At 51.2% G+C, this 22,108-nt stretch carries 16 protein-coding genes and 1 tRNA gene; 7 read left to right on the top strand and 10 right to left on the bottom strand.

What is annotated here, in order from left to right:
* Positions 1 to 47: 47 nt before the first annotated feature.
* Positions 48 to 860 carry a polyphosphate kinase 2 gene (ppk2, locus tag BZG23_RS06905; protein WP_077606511.1) on the top strand — a complete coding sequence of 271 codons (813 nt, stop codon included), beginning with the start codon at positions 48 to 50 and terminating at the stop codon, positions 858 to 860.
* A 3-nt stretch (positions 861 to 863) separates the two neighbouring features.
* Here the strand turns inward: ppk2 and phoU are convergent, their stop codons facing one another.
* The 4 genes from phoU to BZG23_RS06885 are packed head-to-tail and all read right to left on the bottom strand — an operon-like array spanning position 864 to position 6,311.
* Positions 864 to 1,571, bottom strand: coding sequence for a phosphate signaling complex protein PhoU (phoU, locus tag BZG23_RS06900; RefSeq protein ID WP_046075027.1), 708 nt, complete (start codon positions 1,569 to 1,571; stop codon positions 864 to 866).
* 10 nt (positions 1,572 to 1,581) lie between these two features.
* On the bottom strand, positions 1,582 to 2,400 hold the full coding sequence (gene pstB / locus BZG23_RS06895; RefSeq protein ID WP_046075028.1) for a phosphate ABC transporter ATP-binding protein PstB: 819 nt from the start codon (positions 2,398 to 2,400) through the stop codon (positions 1,582 to 1,584).
* Positions 2,401 to 2,418: 18 nt separating this feature from the next.
* A complete protein-coding gene (gene pstA, locus BZG23_RS06890) occupies positions 2,419 to 4,065 on the bottom strand; it encodes a phosphate ABC transporter permease PstA (RefSeq protein ID WP_077606510.1) in 1,647 nt (548 codons plus the stop codon).
* Positions 4,066 to 4,082: 17 nt separating this feature from the next.
* Positions 4,083 to 6,311 carry an ABC transporter permease subunit gene (locus BZG23_RS06885; RefSeq protein ID WP_077606509.1) on the bottom strand — a complete coding sequence of 743 codons (2,229 nt, stop codon included), beginning with the start codon at positions 6,309 to 6,311 and terminating at the stop codon, positions 4,083 to 4,085.
* Positions 6,312 to 6,612: 301 nt separating this feature from the next.
* Here BZG23_RS06885 and BZG23_RS06880 point away from each other — a divergent pair, with 301 nt between their 5' ends.
* Genes BZG23_RS06880 through ppx form a run of 3 tightly spaced genes read left to right on the top strand, consistent with a single transcriptional unit; the run spans position 6,613 to position 10,744 of the window.
* A complete protein-coding gene (locus BZG23_RS06880) occupies positions 6,613 to 7,122 on the top strand; it encodes a glycine cleavage system protein R (protein WP_077579571.1) in 510 nt (169 codons plus the stop codon).
* 21 nt (positions 7,123 to 7,143) lie between these two features.
* A complete protein-coding gene (gene ppk1, locus BZG23_RS06875; RefSeq protein ID WP_046075032.1) occupies positions 7,144 to 9,258 on the top strand; it encodes a polyphosphate kinase 1 in 2,115 nt (704 codons plus the stop codon).
* Positions 9,233 to 10,744: an exopolyphosphatase gene (ppx, locus tag BZG23_RS06870; protein WP_046075033.1), complete on the top strand. Its 1,512-nt coding sequence runs from the start codon at positions 9,233 to 9,235 to the stop codon at positions 10,742 to 10,744. Before ppk1 ends, ppx begins: the two co-directional genes overlap by 26 nt.
* Before the next feature lie 66 nt (positions 10,745 to 10,810).
* On the opposite strand, the gene BZG23_RS06865 is transcribed toward ppx, so the two are convergent.
* The 5 genes from BZG23_RS06865 to BZG23_RS06845 all read right to left on the bottom strand — a co-directional run bounded on the left by BZG23_RS06865 (position 10,811) and on the right by BZG23_RS06845 (position 19,036).
* Positions 10,811 to 11,785, bottom strand: coding sequence for a PstS family phosphate ABC transporter substrate-binding protein (locus BZG23_RS06865; protein ID WP_077579568.1), 975 nt, complete (start codon positions 11,783 to 11,785; stop codon positions 10,811 to 10,813).
* Positions 11,779 to 13,074, bottom strand: coding sequence for a phosphate regulon sensor histidine kinase PhoR (phoR, locus tag BZG23_RS06860; protein WP_077579567.1), 1,296 nt, complete (start codon positions 13,072 to 13,074; stop codon positions 11,779 to 11,781). The genes BZG23_RS06865 and phoR overlap by 7 nt, the downstream gene beginning before the upstream one ends.
* A 38-nt stretch (positions 13,075 to 13,112) precedes the next feature.
* Positions 13,113 to 13,802 (bottom strand): phosphate regulon transcriptional regulator PhoB, encoded by a 690-nt coding sequence (gene phoB, locus BZG23_RS06855; RefSeq protein WP_046075035.1) that lies wholly within the window; start codon positions 13,800 to 13,802, stop codon positions 13,113 to 13,115.
* A gap of 107 nt (positions 13,803 to 13,909) precedes the next feature.
* A complete protein-coding gene (locus tag BZG23_RS06850) occupies positions 13,910 to 17,677 on the bottom strand; it encodes an AAA family ATPase (protein WP_077606508.1) in 3,768 nt (1,255 codons plus the stop codon).
* Between the two features lie 3 nt (positions 17,678 to 17,680).
* Entirely contained in the window at positions 17,681 to 19,036 is a 1,356-nt protein-coding gene (locus BZG23_RS06845; protein WP_077606507.1) for an exonuclease SbcCD subunit D C-terminal domain-containing protein, read from the bottom strand.
* Positions 19,037 to 19,076: 40 nt separating this feature from the next.
* Here BZG23_RS06845 and rdgC point away from each other — a divergent pair, with 40 nt between their 5' ends.
* The 3 genes from rdgC (at position 19,077) to BZG23_RS06830 (ending at position 21,711) form a co-directional block, all read left to right on the top strand.
* Complete coding sequence (gene rdgC / locus BZG23_RS06840) at positions 19,077 to 19,985, top strand: recombination-associated protein RdgC (RefSeq protein ID WP_198532121.1); 909 nt, start codon at positions 19,077 to 19,079, stop codon at positions 19,983 to 19,985.
* A gap of 123 nt (positions 19,986 to 20,108) precedes the next feature.
* On the top strand, positions 20,109 to 21,455 hold the full coding sequence (gene trhP / locus BZG23_RS06835) for a prephenate-dependent tRNA uridine(34) hydroxylase TrhP (protein ID WP_077606505.1): 1,347 nt from the start codon (positions 20,109 to 20,111) through the stop codon (positions 21,453 to 21,455).
* A 1-nt stretch (position 21,456) separates the two neighbouring features.
* Entirely contained in the window at positions 21,457 to 21,711 is a 255-nt protein-coding gene (locus tag BZG23_RS06830; RefSeq protein ID WP_021022889.1) for a YfhL family 4Fe-4S dicluster ferredoxin, read from the top strand.
* 243 nt (positions 21,712 to 21,954) lie between these two features.
* Here BZG23_RS06830 and BZG23_RS06825 read toward each other — a convergent pair.
* Positions 21,955 to 22,031: transfer RNA gene (locus BZG23_RS06825), tRNA-Asp, on the bottom strand.
* Positions 22,032 to 22,108 lie beyond the last annotated feature (77 nt).

Genomic DNA, 22,108 nt, shown 5'->3' with positions numbered 1-22,108 from the left:
TGAGTTTTCTACCGTGATCCCATCGCTGTGGTAAAAGGAGAGCGGCCTTGTCGGATAAAAAAGCACACAAGATCAGCAAAAAACATTACGAGAAAAAGCTAACCGAATTACAGACTGAGTTGGTCAAACTTCAAGAATGGGTCAAGCAAGAGCAGTTGAAAGTGGTGGTCATTTTTGAAGGGCGCGATGCCGCCGGTAAAGGCGGCGTGATTAAACGGATCACCGAAAAGCTCAATCCGCGTGTTTGTCGAGTCGTCGCGCTAGATAAGCCCACAGAGCGTGAACGTACCCAGTGGTATTTTCAGCGTTACATTGAGCACCTACCCGCCGGTGGTGAAATTGTCTTGTTCGACCGTAGTTGGTATAACCGCGCCGGCGTCGAGCGAGTCATGGGCTTTTGTAGCGATGAAGAATATGAAGAGTTCCTTCGTACGTGCCCCGAGCTTGAGCGAATGTTGATCCGTTCAGGGATCATCTTAATTAAATACTGGTTCTCGGTATCGGACGAGGAGCAAGAAAAGCGCTTCGCGGAGCGGATTAACACCCCAATAAAGCGTTGGAAATTCAGCCCCATGGATCTCGAGTCTCGTAGTCGTTGGGTGCAATACAGTGAAGCCAAAGACCGCATGTTTGCCTACACCGACACCAAAGAAAGCCCTTGGTGGGTGGTGGAAGCCGATAACAAAAAGCACGCTCGGCTCAATTGCATCGCTCACTTACTCTCACAAATCCCTTACCAAGAAATTGACTACCCCGCAGTCACCCTTCCAGAAATCAATAAGGAAGGTTACGTGCGTATGCCTTTGCATGACCAGAGCTTTGTCCCAGACGCCGTCAGTGACTGGTTAGACGACGAGTAGCGATTATTTGAGGAGCTTTTCCAGCTCCTCTTTTTGAATGTGGCGAACGTCTTTGCCTTTGACAAAATAGATGATGTATTCACAAATGTTCTGACACCGATCGCCCACTCGCTCAATGGCTCGGGCCGACCACATTACTTTCAGCACATTGGGAATCGAGCGTGGATCTTCCATCATGTAGGTCATCAGCTGTCGCAAAATCCCCTCGTATTCACGGTCCAACGAGTCATCTTTACGATAGACTTTCATTGCCGCATCAATATCCATGCGCGCAAAGGCGTCTAACACATCGTGCAGCATTTTAGCGGCGCGCTGACCTAACGCTTCGAGTGATACCAAAAACGGCTGCTGAGAATAGCTCGAGTTGTCGAGAGCCATTTTAGCGATACTGTCAGCAACATCACCAATGCGCTCAAGATCAGTGATGGTCTTAATGATAGCCATCACCAGTCGCAGATCGCTCGCGGTGGGCTGACGTTTAGCAATGATGCGTGTACATGCCTCATCAATCGCCACTTCCATGCCATTCACTTTGTGATCTTCACGAATAACATGGCGCGCGAGCTCCACATCTTGATTGTGCATGGCGCGCAGCGCATCGGTTAGCTGACGCTCAACCAAGCCGCCCATTGCCAGCACGTGGGTGCGAATGGCTTCAAGCTCTGCGTTAAACTGACCAGAAATATGACGGCTAATATTGTGGTTATCCAAGGCCTGCTCCTTATCCGTAGCGCCCGGTGATGTAGTCTTCGGTTTGTTTGTTTTGTGGGGTGGTAAACAAGGTATCGGTATCCGCGTATTCCACCAAACGTCCCATATTAATAAACGCCGTTTGATCCGAGACCCGCGCCGCTTGCTGCATATTATGGGTGACAATTACCACTGTGTATTGATTCTTTAAATCATTAATCAGTTCTTCAATGGTCAAGGTTGAGATGGGATCCAACGCTGACGATGGCTCATCAAGCAGCAACACTTCAGGTTCAATCGCGATCGCCCGCGCGATCACCAGCCGTTGCTGTTGCCCACTGGACAACCCAAACGCATTGTCATTAAGGCGATCTTTCACCTCATCCCATAATGCCGCGCCACGCAATGAACGCTCGACGGCATCATCGAGTGTTCTGGGATCATTGATCCCTTGTAAACGCAGTCCAAAGATCACATTTTCATAGACAGATTTGGGGAAAGGGTTAGGACGCTGGAACACCATCCCCACTTGACGGCGTAATGCTGGCACATCCACGTCGCGGTGATAGATATTTTGCCCATGTAGGGTGATCCCGCCTCGAACACGGCAACCATCCACCAAGTCATTCATCCGATTAATACAACGTAGCAATGTTGATTTACCGCACCCAGACGGTCCGATAAACGCAGTGACCTTCCCTTTGGGAATACGCATACTGATATCAAACAACGCTTGGGTCGACCCGTAGTAAAGGTTGAGATCCCGAATAGCTAACGCGGTTTGCTCGTCAGGCAAATTCCCCAAGTCTAAGCTAGGCGTGACACCTATGGGTGGCGTTATCGAAAACATCGAGCGGGATCCTTATCGTTATAATTCCAATGCGCGATACTTTTCACGCAAGTAATGACGAATACCAATCGCGGACAAATTGAGCGCCACGATCACAGATACAAGCAAAAACGACGTGGCGTATACCAAAGGACGCGCCGTTTCGATGTGCGCGCTTTGAAAGCCGACATCATAAATATGGTAGCCCAGATGCATGAACTTCCGCTCTAAGTGCAAAAACGGGAAGTTACCATCCACTGGCAAAGAGGGGGCGACCTTAACCACCCCCACCAACATTAAGGGCGCCACTTCTCCGGCTGCGCGCGCAACCGCTAAAATCAACCCGGTCATCATCGCAGGACTTGCCATCGGCAGGACCACCCGCCAGAGCATTTCTGATTGTGTCGCCCCAAGGGCAAACGCACCATGGCGAACACTGGTGGGGATCCGAGCCAACCCTTCTTCTGTAGACACAATCACCACAGGTAAGGTGAGGATCGCCAAGGTTAACGCCGACCAGAGAATACCTGGTGTCCCAAAAACCGGTGCCGGCTGCGCCGCTTGATAAAATACATCGTCAATGGTGCCACCGATAAAATAGACAAAAAAGCCCAACCCGAACACACCGTACACAATTGACGGTACCCCGGCGAGGTTAACCACGGCAATGCGAATAATACGCGTGAATGCCGTTTTCGGCGCGTATTCGTGAAGATATACCGCGGCGAGCACCCCTAACGGGGTGACAATCACTGACATCAATAGCACCAAGAAAACGGTGCCAAAAATCGCCGGAAAAACGCCCCCCGCCGCATTACTGTCTCGTGGAGATTCGGATAAAAAGGTCGCAACCTGGTAGCCCCAAAATTTAAGCTTATCAACGGCACTCATGGCGTTGGGATACCAAACATTAATCACATTTTGCAGAGGCAACGCCACGGCGTCACCGTGGCTATCTTCAACAACAAGCGCACCCGTTTGTTGTTTTTCTCGCAGCTGTTTGAGCTTTTTCTCCAACTGCTGGTATTGCGATAGCAGCTGAGAACGACGCTTATCAATTCGTTTTTTTTCTGCCGTGTTTAGCTGGCTATCTAATGAGAGGGACTTTTCCTCCAGCCGCAGCTGCTCCAGCTGATAGTTAACGCTCGCTAGGTGTACTTGCTCGATGTCATTGATCACCTCTCGACGCGCCGCTAAATCTTCCAGGCGTTGATAAAGTTCAGACAGCACTAATGCATGTTGGTGGCCGCCGGCGTCGACGTATGCTTGAGGCTTGCCGTAGAACATGCCATTTTCATTTCGCTCGATCATCGCCATTTCAACGGGTGTGTGCTGACTTTTTATCTGAAACGCCAGCAATTGACGAAAATCGATCCCTTCTTGCTCACGGTTACCGGTTTTTACCACCAAACGTTGGTAGCTGGGCTGGCGATAGGCTGGCAATACAACACCAGCATCTTTGAGCTGCGTCGCATCAACCTGATCGGTTCGATATATTTGCCCGACCACGGTTTCTACTCCCTGCTCACTCTTCACTTCAAAGCTGGTGACCGGTGTCGGCCAGAAATAGCCTAAGCCTCGATAGCCGAGCAATAACAGCACCCCAAGAATCGCAATCAGACTGACGCTGACCATTCCGGCCGTCATCCAAACCCAAGGAGTGCCAGATTTTATCCATGGACGCATGCGCATTCTCATCTCGGTTAAAGGTTGCTGTATTTGTCACGCAAACGCTGACGGATCAGCTCTGCCAATGTGTTAAAGACAAACGTGAAGACAAAAAGAATAAAAGCGGTTAAAAACAGCACTCGATAATGGGAACTACCGACTTCAGACTCCGGCATTTCCACCGCAATATTGGCCGATAAGGTACGTAGCCCTTCGAGCAAATTCCAATCCATGATAGGCGTGTTACCGGTTGCCATCAGTACGATCATTGTTTCACCGACCGCGCGCCCAAGGCCCATCATTACGGCAGAAAAAATACCAGGGCTTGCGGTAAGCAACACCACCCGAATCAAGGTTTGCCAGTGTGTCGCCCCTAAGGCCAAGGCGCCGTTTTTAAGGTGAGGGGGCACAGAAAAAATCGCATCTTCGGCAATAGAGAAAATGGTTGGGACTACCGCAAATCCCATGGCGATACCCACCACCAGCGCATTGCGCTGATCATAGCCGATACCCAGTTCATGCGTCACAAACTGGCGCGCATCGCCCCCTAACCAGACCTGCTCTACCCATGGTCCAAGGTAAGCGGCTACTACGCCCACCATCAATAACGCCGGAATAATGACCACTATCTGCGCGTTATCAGGTAAGCGGCGTCGCACATACCTAGGGATCATGCGCCACACGCCGCTTAGCCCAAGTAAAATAATAGGGATGAGCAGGAGCAACAAAAAGACGCTAGCAATGTGCGACTCAACCCAGGGTGCCAGCCACAAACCGGCCAAAAAGCCGATAATGACTGTGGGCAACGCTTCAATCGTTTCCACCGTCGGCTTCACCCAACGCCGGAGCCCGGATGACATAAAATAAGCAGTGTATATGGCTGCGCCAATCGCCATCGGCACCGCAAAAATTAAAGAAACCAAAGCGACCTTTAAGGTACCAAAAATCACGGGCACCACACTGAGCTTGGCTTCAAAGCTGTCATCCGCAGAGGTCGACTGCCACACATACTGCGGAGACGAGTACCCTTCATACCACACTTTCTGCCATAGTGAGTGAATACTCACTTCTGGGTGAGGATTGTCGACGGTCAACCATTGCCATTGATTGTCGACCACAGCAATCAGCCCATTTGCACGAGGCGTAAACGCCAAAGCGTCGGGCAGCGCGGTAAACTGAGCATCGAAATGGCGCTGTTTCTCACTGGTGGCATGCACTAGGCTAAGTCGTCCCGTTTCATCTACCGTCGCCAGACTTTTACGGTGACGCTCAGGTGCGAGACGTGCCACGCCCTCCCCCGGTGAAAACGCGCGCACTTCAGTTAACGATGGCTCACCATTTTTCACCACATCGAACCATTGTGTGACGGTGCCATCTTGGTGCTGAAGGAGCAAAGAGCGTCCCCCGGCTAGCATCGACATTTTCGTGACTGGGCTGGCGACCACATTGTCGAGATTAACCGTTTCGCGCAACGCTAAATCGTTCCCGTTTACGCGCCAAATCGCTAAACGATTTTGTTGATGCACAAACAAGCGCTGCCCGTCTCCTGATAACGCGATATGGTCAACGGCTTGCGAAAGAGGCACCATGCTTTTCTGCGTACCACGAAAAACCACCAAACGGTTATCCTGAGTGACAGCAGCCAGCACGGGCGGGATGGTTTGACCGTGTAAACTATCCGGCACCGCAACAGTCAGCTGGTTAAGCGGCTGCGCGCTCGCGTCCACGATCAACTCACGACCAAAGGCCGGCATAGTGGACAATTGAGGGACCACTGAGGCGTCAGCTTGGTATTGTGTACGAAAGCGTAATTGCCATGCAGCTACGCGCCCAGGCGTCTTTTCCACCGCCAAAAATGGCGTAGATGCTTCGACGCGGCTTATCGCAGGCTTATCCATGCTGGATAGCGGCTGCTGTAATACCGTTTGCGCGCGGAGCACGGCGCTGGCTGTGGGAGTCTCAGACCGTTGCGGGCGTTTGGCAACCGTTAACACACCTCGATCATCCAAGCCATATACCAGTTGATTGCGTGTATCGGCACCAATGTATTGAGGCACGCCGGGAGTGGCTAAGGTAAAGCGCTCACTCAAGCTCACACTCGCTTGGTGAAAAAGCGGTACCACCACCGTGAGTAAGTAGAAGAAAAGAAGCAGCAGGGTCACTAATACCATCACGCCACCAAGACGTACCGTTTGGCGAGTCAGTTTATCTTTAAAACGCCGCGCCGGTCTGGTGTCCGTTAATGATGGTGAAGAGTGGGTCATTCGTGCCTCTTTTTATTAAGCAAGCCCTGTATTGTATGTCATTACAATGACAATTTTGTGACAGCGAGACGCACGACGCCGCGTTTCACAAACACGGCATCGCATCACTGTCGTCCAGTGTATCGTGAGTGGTCATCAACGCCTAGTCACGCTATCGCCACGCAATAAATATGCAACAAACGGGCTTTAGGCTTGCTCAAGTTGATATTGGGCACACTTTCGTGAGTTTAGCCTCCAGCAGCATAGACAACACCTTGACTGGCCTCAATAATTGTCTAAAGAATCGCCGTAAGGATCACGCATGAAGCATTTTGTTATCACATTAGTGGGCCCAGATCGCGCTGGCCTCGTTGATCAAATATCACACACGGTTTTCAATCATCACGGCAGCTGGCAAGCCAGCCGACTCAGTCAGCTAGCAGGGCAGTTTGCCGGCATCATTCACATTTCAGTGTCAGACACGTACGCTGATGCGCTGGTCCATGCGTTACGCGCGCTCGATGGTTTACAGTTGCTCATCACTGATGCGACGCCCGCCTCACCGTCTCCGATTACCCATACATTGTCGGTAACAGGCAACGACAGGCGCGGCATTGTGCAAGCGCTCAGCCAGCTGCTCGCCGCTCATGGCGTCACCATCAACAAACTCAACACGCAAACACAAAGCGCCGCCAATACGGGCGGACAAATTTTCACCGCAGATTTTTATTTAACGGTTCCGCCGGCGGCGGACATTAACGTATTGCATGAAGCCCTTGAAACGCTGTCAGACGACTTGATTGTCGATTTTGACAGCAATTTTATTCAGTAGAACAGGATTTTCTTACGCGTTATGACTTTAGACTCTTATCATGTCGACAAAGAACTTAGCTGGCTTTCTTTTAATGAACGTGTCCTGCAAGAGGCCGCGGACAAAAGTGTGCCTATTATTGAGCGAGTTCGGTTTTTAGGCATTTTTTCATCCAACCTTGACGAGTTTTATCAAGTACGGTTTGCCGACGTGAAACGGCGCATCATTATCGATGAAGAACGCGGAGTGGAAAGTCATGCCAAAGAGCTATTGAGCAAGATTCAAGCAAAAGTCGTCAAACTGAATCAAGATTTTGATCATCTTTACAACGATATTTTGCTCGAAATGGCACGCCGCCATATTTTTTTAGTTAACGAACGTCAACTCTCTGATCATCAAGCGCAGTGGTTAAAACGTTATTTTAGAAGCAATATTTTGCCTTACATCACGCCAATTATGCTTAACAAGGACGTCGATGTTTTAAGCTTTTTGAAAGATGCCTACTCTTACCTCGCCGTACAGCTGAAAAAAGAAGGGGAAGAGCCCAAGTATGCGCTGATAGAGATCCCAACTGATGAATTAGAACGCTTTGTTAAAGTCCCTGAGCCAAAAGGAAAACGGCAGCGAAAAACCATCATTTTACTCGATAACATTATCCGTTTGTGTTTAGACCAAATTTTTAGTGGTTTTTTCGACTACGATACTGTCGAAGCGTACGCGATGAAAATGACCCGCGATGCGGAATACGACCTGACCAATGAAGTGGAGCACAGCCTGCTTGAAAACATGTCAGAAAGCTTGGATCAGCGTTTAACCGCCCTACCGGTTCGGTTTGTTTATCAACGCGATATGCCACCGGAAATGGTGAGCAAATTGATTCAGGTATTAAAAATCTCCGACTACGACAGTGTCTTACCGGGTGCTCGCTATCACAACTTTCGTGATTTTATCGGCTTTCCGAACGTTGGACGTAAATACCTGGAAAACCCGCCTTTGCCACCGTTCGAATCGGCTGATTTTCAGCTACAAAACAATGCCTTCGATGCTATTCGCGAACGCGATATTCTACTTTATTATCCCTATCATACGTTCCGCCATATGACTGAACTGGTGCGTCAGGCGTCGTTTGATCCTAAAGTGCGTAGTATTCGGATTAATGTCTATCGTGTGGCGAAAAACTCTCGCATTATCAACTCGATGATTGATGCTGCCAACAACGGAAAACGCGTGACCGTCGTGGTCGAGCTGCAAGCACGTTTTGATGAAGAAGCCAACATCGAATGGTCACGGGTGCTCACGGATGCTGGCGTAAAAGTCGTGTTTGGCACCCCCGGACTCAAAATTCACTCGAAACTGTGTTTAATTTCTCGTCGAGAAGACGGCGTGCTACGCGATTATGGCCATATCGGCACAGGTAACTTTCATGAAAAAACGGCGCGAATTTATACCGACTTCGCGCTGTTTACAGCGGATCAGCCATTGACGTCAGAAATCCGCAAAGTATTTGAGTTTATTGAAAACCCGTATCGTCCTGTAAAGTTCAATCACTTAATTGTCTCGCCACGTAACTCGCGGCGTCGTATGTATAAACTGATTGAACGTGAAATTGAGCATGCGCAGGCCAAACGTAAGGCAGGTATTACGCTCAAGGTCAACAACCTGGTCGACAAAGGCCTAGTGAACCTGCTGTACAAAGCCAGTAATGAAGGGGTGAAAATTCGCATCATCGTACGCGGCATGTGCTCGCTAGTGCCTGGGGTTAAAGGGGTAAGTCAGAATATCAAAGCAATCAGCATTGTTGATCGCTTCTTAGAGCATCCCCGCGTGTTTGCCTTTGAAAACGGCGGTGAACGTGATATGTATATTTCGTCTGCCGATTGGATGACTCGCAACATCGATAACCGGATTGAAGTTGGGGCTCCCATTCGCGATCCCAGACTGAAAGATCGCATCATGGCCATCTTGGAGATTCAATTTTCCGATCGCGCGAAAGCCCGCGTTATCGATAAAGCCATGTCCAACGCCTACGTCAAACGGGGTAACAAGAAAAAGATCCGCTCTCAGACCGAGATCTATGATTACCTTAAGCACGCAGAGCGCCAAGAACTCAAAAACGCGGAAAAGTTGCAACATGACACACCCCCAGTCAAAGGATAAGCCGCGCGAAATCGCAGCGGTTGATCTCGGCTCTAACAGTTTTCATATGGTCGTCGCGCGCGTCGTTGGCGAAGGGTTACAGATAGTGAGTCGCCATAAACAACGTGTGCGACTGGCTGCAGGGTTGGATGATCAACATCGCCTCAGTGATGAGGCGATCAGCCGTGGTGTCGAGTGCTTAGCCATGTTCGCTGAACGGCTGAACGGCTTAGACATGGAGAATGTCCGTATCGCCGCCACCCACACCTTGCGCCAGGCCCGCAATGTCGACACCTTCATCAAGCGGGCAAGACAGGTTTTGCCCTACCCGATTGAAATTATTTCCGGGGAGGAAGAGGCGCGTCTTATTTATATGGGCGTCTCCCACACGCAGCAAAACGTTGGCCGGAAGTTAGTGATTGATATTGGGGGCGGCAGTACAGAATTAGTGATCGGGGATAACTTTGAGCCCGCACTGGTTAACAGTAAACGGGTTGGCTGCGTCAGTTATAACGAGCGTTTTTTCCCCAAAGGCAACATTACGCCTAAGCAATTTGCCGCCGCACAGCTGGCTACCCAACAAAAGCTAGAAAGCTTGGCTTCTCAATACCGTCAGGCTGGCTGGCAAGTGGCGCTCGGCGCGTCAGGCACCATCAAAGCGATTCGTGAAGTGATTATCGGCCTGGGTGATGAAGACGGCATTATCACCCGTAAGCGGTTAGATAACCTGATCGAAAAGTTGCTGAAGTTTAAAACCAGTGACAGTATCGATTTACCGGGCTTGTCGGTCGACCGCCAACCGGTTTTCGTCGCAGGCGTGGCAATTCTTTCTGGGATCTTTGATGCGCTTGCCATCGAATCGATGCGCTTCTCTGATGGTGCGTTACGTGAAGGGTTGCTCTATGAAATGGAAGACCGCTTTCAACGTACCGATATCCGTGGTCGTACGACGGATGATATGGCAGCACGCTACAACATCGACCTGAGTCACGCCCGTCGCGTGCAACATACAGCCGCGTATTTTTATGCGCAAGCCGAGCCGGATAAGGGTAGTAAGAAAGCAGAGCTCGCCGGGCTTTTGAATTGGGCTGCGCTGCTGCACGAAGTGGGGTTAAGCATTGGTTATCCTGGCTACCACAAGCATTCTGCGTATATTCTGCGCAACACCAATTTGCCTGGGTTTAACCAAGAGCAGCAAACCGTGCTAGCCACCCTCGCGCGCTTCCATCGTAAGGCGCTAAAGCTCAATGAAATGCCTAAGTTTACCTTGTTTAAACCTAAGCTCATCGAGACGCTGATTTGCGCACTACGGTTAGCCTGTGTGTTGCACTCACAACGTAACGACGAGGCCTTGCCAGAGATTGCTCTCAGTGTCGACAAAAAAGGGGCATGGCAACTCACCTTCCCTACCGGGTGGCTGCAAGAGAACCGTTTGCTCGCGGCGGACTTGGAAGCAGAGCAGGCATACTGGCAGTCAGTAAACTGGGGGCTGACCTTTAGCGACTGAGAGCACGACAAGCGTCCAGTGGAGGCCGTCGCTTCCGCAACGCTGAGTCCCTAAACGTCTAAACCCTTAACGCGAGTCTTTTAGCGACGCATCCAGCCCTAATGCCTGTCTTTGCGCGCGCACCGCTTGAGCCGGCAAGGGAATATAGCCTTGCTGACTCACCGCCTTCTGCCCTTGCGCCGACAAAATATAACGCATAAATGCCGATTCAAGTGGCGCCAGCGGCTGATTGGGCGCTTTATTGATATACAAATATAAATAACGGGTAAGGGGGTACTCACCCGTTCGAATCGCTGAAGGGGTGGGCTTTATCGCCTCTTTTCCTTGGTGTGAAATCGCCAGCATGCGCGCCCCTGACGCTTGATGGCCGATCCCTGCATACCCGATCGCATTCAGCGAAGAGGCCACCGACTGCACAACAGACGCCGAGCCGGGCTGCTCATTCACATCGGCTCGAAAATCCCCACGACACAACGCTGCTTGCTTAAAATAACCATAGGTACCGGATACCGAGTTACGGCCGAATAATTGCAAATCTCGGTTGGCCCAACGGCCTGATAAGCCCAATTGCCCCCAGGTTGCCACCGGTTTACTCGCCCCACACCAGAGGGTGCGAGAAAATACCGCATCCAACTGTTGAAAACTGATGGTGCGTAAAGGGTTGTCTTGGTGGACATAGACGGCCATCGCATCCACCGCAACGGGTACCGCGGTAGGAGGATAGCCAAAACGTGCTTGAAACGCATTTTCTTCACTGACCCGCATCGGACGACTCATGGGGCCAAGTTGTGCGGTCCCTTCCACCAGCGCGGGGGCGGCGGAGGCAGAGCCTGGCGTTTGTAGCTGTATATTCACCCCTGGATGTAGCCGTTTGAACCCGTCAGTCCAAGCGGCCATCATATTGGCTAGGGTGTCTGAGCCGACAGAGCTCAAGTTACCGGATATACCGCTGCTACGTTGATAATCAGGCAGCGTGTCGGCATGACTAAAGCCCGCCATGCTCACTAGCAGGCTGGCTGTGGCAATAAACCGCTTTAACATGCTAACCGCTCCGGTAAGGTAAAGGAGAACGTGCTCCCCACCCCGAGTTCACTTTGAATATCTAATTCCGCATCGTGATGACTTAACGCATGTTTTACGATCGCCAACCCTAAGCCACTGCCACCCGTTTCACGGGAGCGGGCTTTATCCACCCGATAAAAACGCTCGGTTAACCGATCCAAATGTTGCGGCGCGATCCCCTCACCACTGTCCTGTACTTCCAAGCGTGGGCCTTTGCTTGCGCGATACCAACGCACAGTGATCCCAGCTTTGGGCGGGGTGTGCTTTACTGCGTTATAAACCAGGTTGGAAATCGCACTGCGTAATTGATCGTCATTGCCTTTCACTTTAAGGCTGGTATCAACTTCAAACGTAAGTACATGCTCACTATCACCACTTAAGGCTTGGGCTTCTTTTTGTAGCACATCAAGCATGGCTGGCACATCCACATGATGATCCAGCTCAGGCTTGGCCGCTGCTTCAATTTTAGACAGGGTCAAAAGCTGTTCTACCAGTGACTCCATCCGAGACAATTGCTCGGTCATCACCCCATGTGCTTTCGGCCACATGGGACCAACAACCATCTCCGGATCTTCAGTCATTTCTAAGTAGCCACGCAAAACCGTCATCGGCGTGCGTAGCTCGTGTGAAACATTGGCGAAAAAGTTGCGGCGCATCCCTTCCAGTTGCTTTAACTGAGTGATATCACGCACCACCATCAAATATTCGCCTTCCGCATAGGGCATGGTCCGGAACTCAAGTGTGCGCGCGCTATTGAGGTGAGAGCGCATCTCGAGCGGCACATCGTAATTGGCATCAGCAATATAACTGACGAATTCAGGGGCGCGGATAAGATTACTGATATGCTGGCCATTATCATCAGGCATACGCAAGCCGAGCAGTTCTTGAGCTAATTTGTTACACCAGACAATGGCACCGTCACGCTCAAAAACCACCACCGCATCCGGTAAAGACTCTGCCCCGTTGCGAAAGCGACGAATCAGATTCGCCAGCTCCTTACGGCGACGACGATTACGCTTTTGTAAGCGATAAATCCCATTAAACAAAGGCTCCCAGGAGCCGGTGCCTGAGGGTGGCATTAGGCTTTTGTCTTTCCAAAGCCAATCCGACAGCTTGACCTGCTGATGCAGGTGCCAAAGCAGCATGGCAACGGTGGCGCCAAGCAATAACCAAGGTAGGCCACCAAACAGCCAACCTATGATAAACCAAGGTAAATAAAAAAAAGCCAGCTCCCAGGCTAGCTTCTTCCAAGACAGTCGTTCGACCATTGCGTCTCCATGCAGCCTACACCTGATGTAGGCGGGATTTAACTACGTGTTGAGAAACGATATCCAGCGCCGCGCACGGTTTGTACCAGTTTGGCGTGTCCACCGGCTTCCAGCACTTTGCGCAAGCGACGAATATGCACATCCACCGTTCTATCTTCAACATAGACATTGGTGCCCCACACGTTATTGAGTAGCTGCTCGCGGCTATATACTCGCTCTTGATGGGTCATGAAAAAGTGCAGCAGCTTAAACTCGGTCGGCCCCATGTCTAGCGGATTATCATTGGCGGTCACTCGATGCGAGACAGGGTCAAGCTTCAACCCTTGTACTTCAATGACATCATCCAAGGTTGTCGGCGACACGCGGCGCATCACCGCTTTTAATCGCGCCACCAGCTCTTTCGGCGAGAAAGGTTTGGTGATGTAGTCATCGGCCCCTACTTCTAAGCCTCGCACTTTGTCTTCTTCTTCGCCCCTTGCGGTCAGCATTACCACGGGGATTTGTCGGGTTAACTCTTCCCGCTTTAAGTGCTTAATAAGATTGAGCCCCGATCCGCCAGGTAACATCCAATCCATCAGGATCATTTCTGGGTAAGGCTCGCATATTTGCGCCAGTGCCGAGTCGTAGTCTTCTGCCTCAACCGTTTGATAACCTTTTTGTTCAAGTACAAAACAAAGCATCTCGCGAATGGGGGCTTCGTCTTCAACAACGAGAATCCGTCTAACCATGATAATTACCTAGTGTTATCATTGAACTGGCGCCATTATGTGGATTTATTATGACATTTTTGTGACCCAGCGCGAGCTATTTTCCCCTTGTGTCGACAGGCTGTGACCTAGCCTACACCTTGCTGTGTCACTAATACACGGCTTGCGCCGCCACCTTGGCTATCTACACGGACTTGTGCACCAATCCGCTCAACCAGTGTATTCACATGCGAAATCACCCCAATTTGTCGGCCATCCGCTTGCAGGGTATCCAGGCAGGCTAACGCCATTTCTAAGCTATCAGGGTCTAGGGTGCCGAAGCCCTCATCAATAAATAGAGAGCCAAGCTGGCGGGTATCTGCCGCTAAAGAGGCCAGTGCTAGCGCCAGCGAGAGCGAGACCAAAAAGCTCTCTCCGCCAGACAGTGATTCGACACTGCGCACCTCATCACCCATATCGTGATCGACCACCTGTAACGCCAGCAAGCTATCCGGCACCGTTTGCAGTGCATAACGTGGTGACAATGACGCCAAGTGCTCATTGGCGATATCCACTAACTGAGACAAGGTTAAAGATTGGGCAAGATTTCGGAACTTCGCCCCGCTCGCGGAGCCAATCAGGTCAGCCAATTTTAGCCATTGTTCCGTTTGATGCCGCTGCGCCTCTATTTTTTCAGTCAGTGAGCCGGCTTGGTGCTTGGCTTTTTCTGACTCAGTCAATTGGTGACGAAGCGTAAAGAGGCGCTGCTCCTGCTCCTCGAGCGCTTGCTGCCACTGTGACTGCTGTGCGCTGAGAGACGCATCATCATCAGGTAACTGCTGTGCCACTATCCAAGCTTTGGTGTCTGCCATGGTTTGCTGACAATGAACAAGCTGTTGCTGACGCTCATCAAGGCGCGTTTTGGCTTCTTGATAACGCGCTTCAACATCGCTGATCGCCTGTCGCTCATTGGCACGCCATACCTCGCTATACGACAGCGCGCCAATCAAATCATACTGATGAACACCGAGTTCCGGCTGCCATTGGATCCAACGTCTCACACTTGCGCGGTAGCGCTGATCCGCCTCACGCTGCTGGGTATCAAGCGTTTGCTGGCGCGCCTGCACACCAGCACGCTTTTCACTGGCCTGCGTGTAGGCTTGCTCGGCTTGGTTACGTTGTGCGACTTGTTCTTCAATGGCCGCTTTGTACGCTCGCTCTAGCGCCTCCAGATCTGATTGCGGGATCAACGCTTGGCGCGCGGCACTTTGCTGTTGATGCTCTTGTGCGAGGGTCACCAGTTGGGCTTGCCGGGCTTGAATATCTTCTGACAAGCTCTGGCACTGCTGCGAAAGCGAGGCGAGGTCGGTCTCTCTTTGTTGCTTGTGCTCAGCAAGCGCCGCTTTTTCGTCTTGCAGTGCCTGATAGGCTTGAATTTTTTGCTCCATCTGGCGGATATAATGCGCGGCGCCAACCTGTTGCAGGCTCGACAGCCACTGTCCAGCGCCTAATTGCTGATCCAGCGATTGGCTGACTCGAGTCACTTGCGTCTGTTGCTGCTGCCATTGCTCATCAATCGCATTGAGCCGTGTCTCACACTCTGTCAGTGACTGGTCGAGTTGATGACGTCGAGCCACTAGCTGCTCACGTGCATGCTGGAGTTCGGCAATGGCCGTATCCATTTGCTGAATGTGGGCAAGCTGTTGTTGGCGCTCTGTCATCGCTTGATAACAGGCTTGATACTCGGCATAGGTTGGTTGCGCCTGTGCGTCAATCTCGCCGAGGATGTCACTGAGTGGACGCGATAAGTCGATGGTTTCATCCAGCTCAGCAATCGCAGCATGCACCTCTCGTTCGCATTGCTGTCGCTCAGCCTGCCAAACCGCTCCCTGCTCTTTTAACTCGGCACACGCGTGCTGGCTTTGCTGGTGCTGCCTTTGCCAGTAATAATACTCGGCGTGATGTTGGTTATACGATGCTTGCAAGGCGTCTACACGCGCCTGCTGCTGCGCGATCATGCCTTCAATCGCGGGGGCATGGTGCAGGTAGGGGTGTTCGGTGGCCCCACAGAGCGGGCAAGGATCCCCCTCGTGTAAAGTTTGGCGAAGATCATCAAGCTCGACCACCGCCATCGCCTGTTGGAGGCTATTTTGTGCTTCTTCGACCTGGGCCTGCTCACGGGTCAGCGTGTCTTTCAAATGCGCTAACTGGGTTTGGCTGTCTGCAAACAGTGCTTGATGTTTTTCCAGCTCCGCTTGGTTATGCTGACAGCGCTCTTGCCAATACTGCCAGTTTTTTCCCTCATTGAGCACCGCTTCTTGCTGCTGCTTTTGCGTGTGCAGTTTGCTATACCGCACCTGATCCGCGTCTTGATTTGCCTGCAGCGCCTCAGGCTCTAACGCTTGTCGCTTGGCTTTCAGCTGCGCACTGCTGTCATCAACTTGGGCAATGTCTTTGTCCAACTTGTCACGTTGCGGCTGCCAATGTTGCTGCTGATGATAACGGGCTTGATACTCTTCTTGCAGCGCCGAGAGTGTATCTTGGCAATCGAGGTACTGGCGCAGGTTATCAAACACAGGTTGATAGTGTTCCGCCACATGAGAAAAGTCACCATAACGGGCGATTTCTTTTTCTATCGCCGCCTCACGTTGTTGCTGTTGTTCGGCTTGCGCGCGCGCTTGCGCAAAAGACTGTTGGGCTTGTCGATACTTTTGCTGTTGCTCATTCAGCGCTAGGTTTTGCTCATGCATTTGCCGTTCAATGCCAGACAGTTGGGTATCTATTTGTTGCGCTTGCCGTACTTTAGGCTCAAGCTCCGCCCAGCTTTGCTCGGCCTCCGCCACTGCCCGATTAGCGTCGCGCCAACGTTCAGCCTCTTGTTCATACGCTTGGGCTATACGACGTTCTTCACGCGCGAGCTGATGGCGTTCGAGTGTGAGCGCCTGGCGTTGCCATTGGGTGGTCTGCACCGCTTGCCAATCGTCCCGGGCCACTTGGACACGCTCTATCTCGTCCAACGCGTCACGCCGGGCGGCAATGCTCTCTCGCGCTTCACTCGCTTCATCGAGCGCCTGCTGAGCCGTCTCAACGCCCTGCTGCGCTTGCGCAAAATGCGTGTGTTGTTGGCGATAGTCATTGAGTTTTCGGAGCTGAGTGTGTAAATCGTGAATGTGCTGCTGGCATTGCGCCTGCTCTTGATGCAATTGCTGTTCTTCGTCATCCGTGAGTAACTGAATATCGCCCAACTGTTGGGTCAGTTGATCCAGTGCTTGCTTTTCATCACGTGCCCGCTGGTGCGCCATTTGCGACAGCCGGCTATATATTTCAGTGCCTGTCATGCGCTCAAGCAAGGCCGCTCTATCATCTGCAGACGCTTTTAAGAAAGCGGCAAAATCCCCTTGCGGTAACATCACCGCACGGCGGAACTGTTCATAGCTCAGTCCCACTAAGCGCTCTATTTCACTGAGTACTTCCTGTTTTTTACCGGCGATACGTTGGCCTGTGGCGAGGTTCTCCAACCAATGCTCGCTCGCCTGTATACGGCCGTCCGCTTTACCGCGCGCACGGCGCACCGACCAATGCGCACGCCAACGGCTGCCATCATAGGCGACAAAATCCACTTCCGCGTACCCCTCGCCTTTACCACGCGATAAGATACTGCGCACATCATTGGCTTTAACCCGAGTGGCCGGGTCGCCCAAGCCAATATCCGCATCATGCTTTTTATTGGACTGAAAGCGCGGGATCTTGTCGTAAAGCGCCAAGCAAATCGCATCCAAAAGCGTCGACTTTCCCGCGCCCGTTTTGCCTGTGATCGCAAACAAGCCACTGTCACCCAGCGGTCCTTGTGAAAAGTCCAATGCAAACGGATGTTGAATGCTGGCCAAATTCTCGCCACGTAATGCCAGGATTTTCATCGTTTATTGATCCTCGTCCTGTTCCAGTTGCTCCAATAACTGAGAAAACGTTGCTGATAACGCCGTATCAGGTTCACCTTGATACTTTTGCTGCCAACCATGGCGAAGCACCTGATAGGGCTCGACCTCCGAGAGACGTTGCTGTCGAAAGCCACTTGTTTGTGGTTGCTCGCGATAATGCGGTGTGATTTTGGCAAGCCGCACAGGTTTACCATCCAAGGCCGCTAGAATTTTTTCCCTGAGCATCGGCTGGGGTTTATCTAACAAAACAGGGACATCAAGCAAAGGTTGCTGCGACAGCGGTAAAGGCTCAAGCGTGAGTCCCGCCAGTGCGTCGAGTACCGTTTCCAACGGTGAGGGCTGTTCCGGAACCCGCCATAAATCAACGGCACGCGGCACATAATGTGGGATCACACTTTGTAGCTGATCGTCTTCAAGCGTTACCGCTAACACTTGGTGCCGATAGTGGCGTTCGGATAACGACAAAGGGATGGGCGATCCGCAATAACGAATCCGTGTTTGCTTCGCCACTTGCTGAGCTAAATGCAAATGTCCAAGCGCGACATAGGCAATATCCTCACTGAAAATATCCGCCGGCAGCGCATGCTGATTCCCCCCAAGAATGCGCCGCTCTGACATTTCTGACAACTCACCACTGGCCATATACACATGGCCCATCGCTATCAACGCCTGATCAGCGCGCGCGTTTTCACGCCCAGCTTGCTCCGTTTGCTGATAAATACTTCGCACTCCCTCAATAAGCCGATCGTCCTTTTCATCGAGTCCTTCTGTACGCAAATCACCACTTCGCAAAAAAGGCACCGCCAATACCCAAGCCGCGACGTCGCCTGACTTATCGGTAATAGGCACTCGCATACGTTCTGTATCTAGGTGACCGTCACTGTCACGGGCAATGGCACCAATTAAGTGTAAATCAAAGGCTTTCAGTAGCTCGTGTGGGGCGTCGAGTTTGCTAGGTGAGTCATGGTTCCCGCCGGTGATCACCACATTTAAGTGTGGCAGTGCTTTGGCAACATCAGCCAAAAAACGATACAGCATTCGCCAAGCGCTGGCGGGTGGGTTGGCGCTGTCAAACACATCTCCCGCCACCAATAAGGCATCGGCTTGCTCATCAATGAGGCATTGCTTAAGCCAATCGAGAAAGGCTTGATGTTCATATTGGCGATCATAGCCATGTAGCTGATGACCAAGGTGCCAATCGGAGGTATGAATGATCTTTAACACAACTGAGGTAATCCGTTCATTGAGGAAGCTGGGCAAGTTTGTCTCGCTGAAGTCGCGAGCAGGGTTAAATTCTACGCTAATTGCAGCGACATTCGAGAGTGAATGCAATACCATGTTGCCTTTCTCACAACAGGATGGATAAAGCCTCGCCATGATTTGGTTTAAGAATTTACTCGTCTATCGTCWTACCCGTGATATTCCCCTCGATCCAACACAATTGGAAAGCCAGCTGAAGGAGTTCGACTTTACCCCTTGTGGCAGCCAGGACATGCAAAAGTTTGGCTGGGACAATGCACTGGGTAAGCATGGCGATATGCTCACGCATGTCAGCGGTAACAATATCCTGATCCGCGCTCGCAAAGAAGAAAAGTTGCTCCCCGCGTCGGTGATCAAAGACGCCTTGGAAGAGAAAGTTGACGCCATGGAGCAAGCCCAAGGGCAACGCCTGAAAAAGCGCGAGAAAGATAGCCTAAAAGACGATGTGGTCATGGAGCTCTTACCGCGTGCCTTCACGCGTCAAAGTCAGATGTGCGCTTTGATTATGGCGGATAAAGGTTTGGTGTTAGTTGATGCCGCCAGTATCAAAAAAGGCGAAGAGTTGCTCGCCCTATTACGGAAATCCATCGGCAGCTTACCCGTCGTTCCCGTTGAAACCGAGACCCCGGCAGAGCATGCAATGACCGAATGGGTCAAGCAAGGCCAAGCGCCGCAAGGCTTTCACCTCGGTGATGAAGCAGAACTCAAAGCACTGCTGGAAGAAGGTGGGGTGATCAAATGTAAACAGCAAGATCTCACCAGTGATGAAATTCAGGCGCACCTGGAGGCAGACAAGCAAGTCACCAAGTTGTCCATGGACTGGCAAGAACAAGTCGACTTCATATTAGGCGATGATTTAAGCGTGAAGCGACTGAAGTTCTCCGAGGAAATTCGCGATCAAAACGCTGACATCGACCGAGAAGATGTCGCAGCCCGCCTCGATGCCGACTTATCGCTGATGTGCGGCGAGCTCGACACCCTTCTAGATGGCTTATTCACCGCGTTAGGCGGTTTAAAAACCGACTAACTAATCCCCACAAAGATTAGGTAAATTCGGCTGGTAGTGTGGGTAATGTCACAGTAAAATGGCACCCACACTCACCTTCAACGTGAAGGTGCCTGACTTATACTCAGACTCAAGCTTGGAATTATGTTTACGCCAGAATTACTCTCTCCCGCCGGTAGCCTAAAGAATATGCGCTACGCGTTCGCCTATGGGGCCGACGCCGTGTATGCCGGCCAGCCACGCTATAGCCTGCGTGTGCGCAACAATGAATTTAACCACGACAACCTGAAAATAGGCATTGACGAAGCCCATGCGCAGGGTAAGAAGTTCTACGTGGTTTGTAATATTCAGCCGCACAACGCCAAGCTAAAAACCTTTATTCGCGATCTTAAGCCAATTATCGATATGGGCCCTGACGCGCTGATCATGTCCGATCCTGGCTTGATTATGATGGTGCGTGAGCACTTCCCTGATATGGCAATCCATCTTTCCGTGCAAGCCAACGCGATTAACTGGGCGACCGTCAAGTTTTGGCAGCAGCAAGGGATTGAACGTGTGATCTTATCGCGTGAACTATCACTGGAAGAGATCGAAGACATCCGCCAACACTGCCCTGAAATGGAGCTTGAGGTGTTTGTTCATGGCGCGCTATGTATGGCGTATTCTGGCCGTTGTCTGTTGTCAGGCTATATTAATAAGCGTGATCCAAACCAAGGCACCTGTACCAACGCCTGCCGTTGGGACTACAAAGTGCATAAAGGCAAAGAAGACGACGCAGGCCAAGTCGTACAAGTTCAAGAAGTGACCCCAACCTTGGGTAAAGGCGAGCCAGTTGATGATGTCGTGTTGCTTGAAGAAGGCGGACGCCCGGGTGAGTTGATGGCCGCGTACGAAGATGAGCACGGCACCTACATCATGAACTCAAAAGACTTGCGCGCCATTCAGCACGTTGAACGCTTGACCCACATGGGCGTGCACTCGCTAAAAATCGAAGGTCGCACTAAGTCTTTCTATTATTGCGCACGCACAGCACAGGTGTATCGCCAAGCAATTGATGATGCCGTGGCCGGTAAACCGTTCGATGAGAGCCTGATGAATACCCTCGAGAACCTTGCACATCGGGGCTATACTGAAGGCTTTTTGCGTCGTCATACCCACGATAGCTACCAAAACTATGACTACGGCTATTCAATTTCTGAACAGCAGCAATTTGTCGGCGAATTCACTGGCAAGCGCCGTGGCGATCTGGCTGAAGTGGAAGTGAAAAACAAATTTATGCTCGGTGACAGCCTTGAGCTAATGACACCGCGAGGCAATGTCCATTTCACCCTAGAAGCGATGGAAAACCGTAAGTCAGAAACCATCACTGATGCCAAAGGTAGCGGCCACTTCGTATTTATTCCTGTGCCAGAAGATATGGATCTAGAGTATGCGCTACTGATGCGTAACCTGCAATCAGGACAAGATACACGTAACCCATCGGGTAAGTAATATGGCACTACTCATCACCGATAAATGTATAAACTGCGATATGTGTGAGCCCGAGTGTCCCAACGGGGCCATCTCGATGGGTTCCGAGATCTTTGAGATCGAGCCAGATTTATGTACCGAGTGTAAAGGCCATTACGACAAGCCAACGTGTCAGTCGGTCTGCCCTATCTCCAAATGCATTATCACCGATCCCGATAATGTCGAGACAGAGGATCAGCTCTTAGAAAAATTTGTGGTCATCCAAGGGATGGCCTAAGCCATTAAAAGCGCCGCAAGGCGCTTTTTTTATGTCTATATCAATCTACTCTACAACAGTGAACTAACGCTAAGCGCTTAACAGTAATACATGGCAGTCTCAAATGAAGGGGTTGCGTTCAGGCGCTCAGGCTCACACATATCGCAATTGGTACCCTAGGGTTCTGCTTTTAACATAAGCAGGCTATTTACTCCGGGCCTAAACGCAAAAAACCCCAGCTTTTCAGCTAGGGTTTCTAAGTAGTGGCGGAGTGGACGGGACTCGAACCCGCGACCCCCGGCGTGACAGGCCGGTATTCTAACCAACTGAACTACCACTCCGCACCAATTCTGTATGACTAAAGACTTATATCTCTTGGCTTTAATCAATTGTATTCAAAGCCTGGCGATGTCCTACT

The organism is Salinivibrio sp. ML290 (assembly GCF_001995695.1).
GTDB classification, from domain to species: Bacteria; Pseudomonadota; Gammaproteobacteria; order Enterobacterales; family Vibrionaceae; genus Salinivibrio; species Salinivibrio siamensis.
Note: the sequence above shows the minus strand (reverse complement) of the source record. Positions and strands in the feature narration are given on the sequence as shown.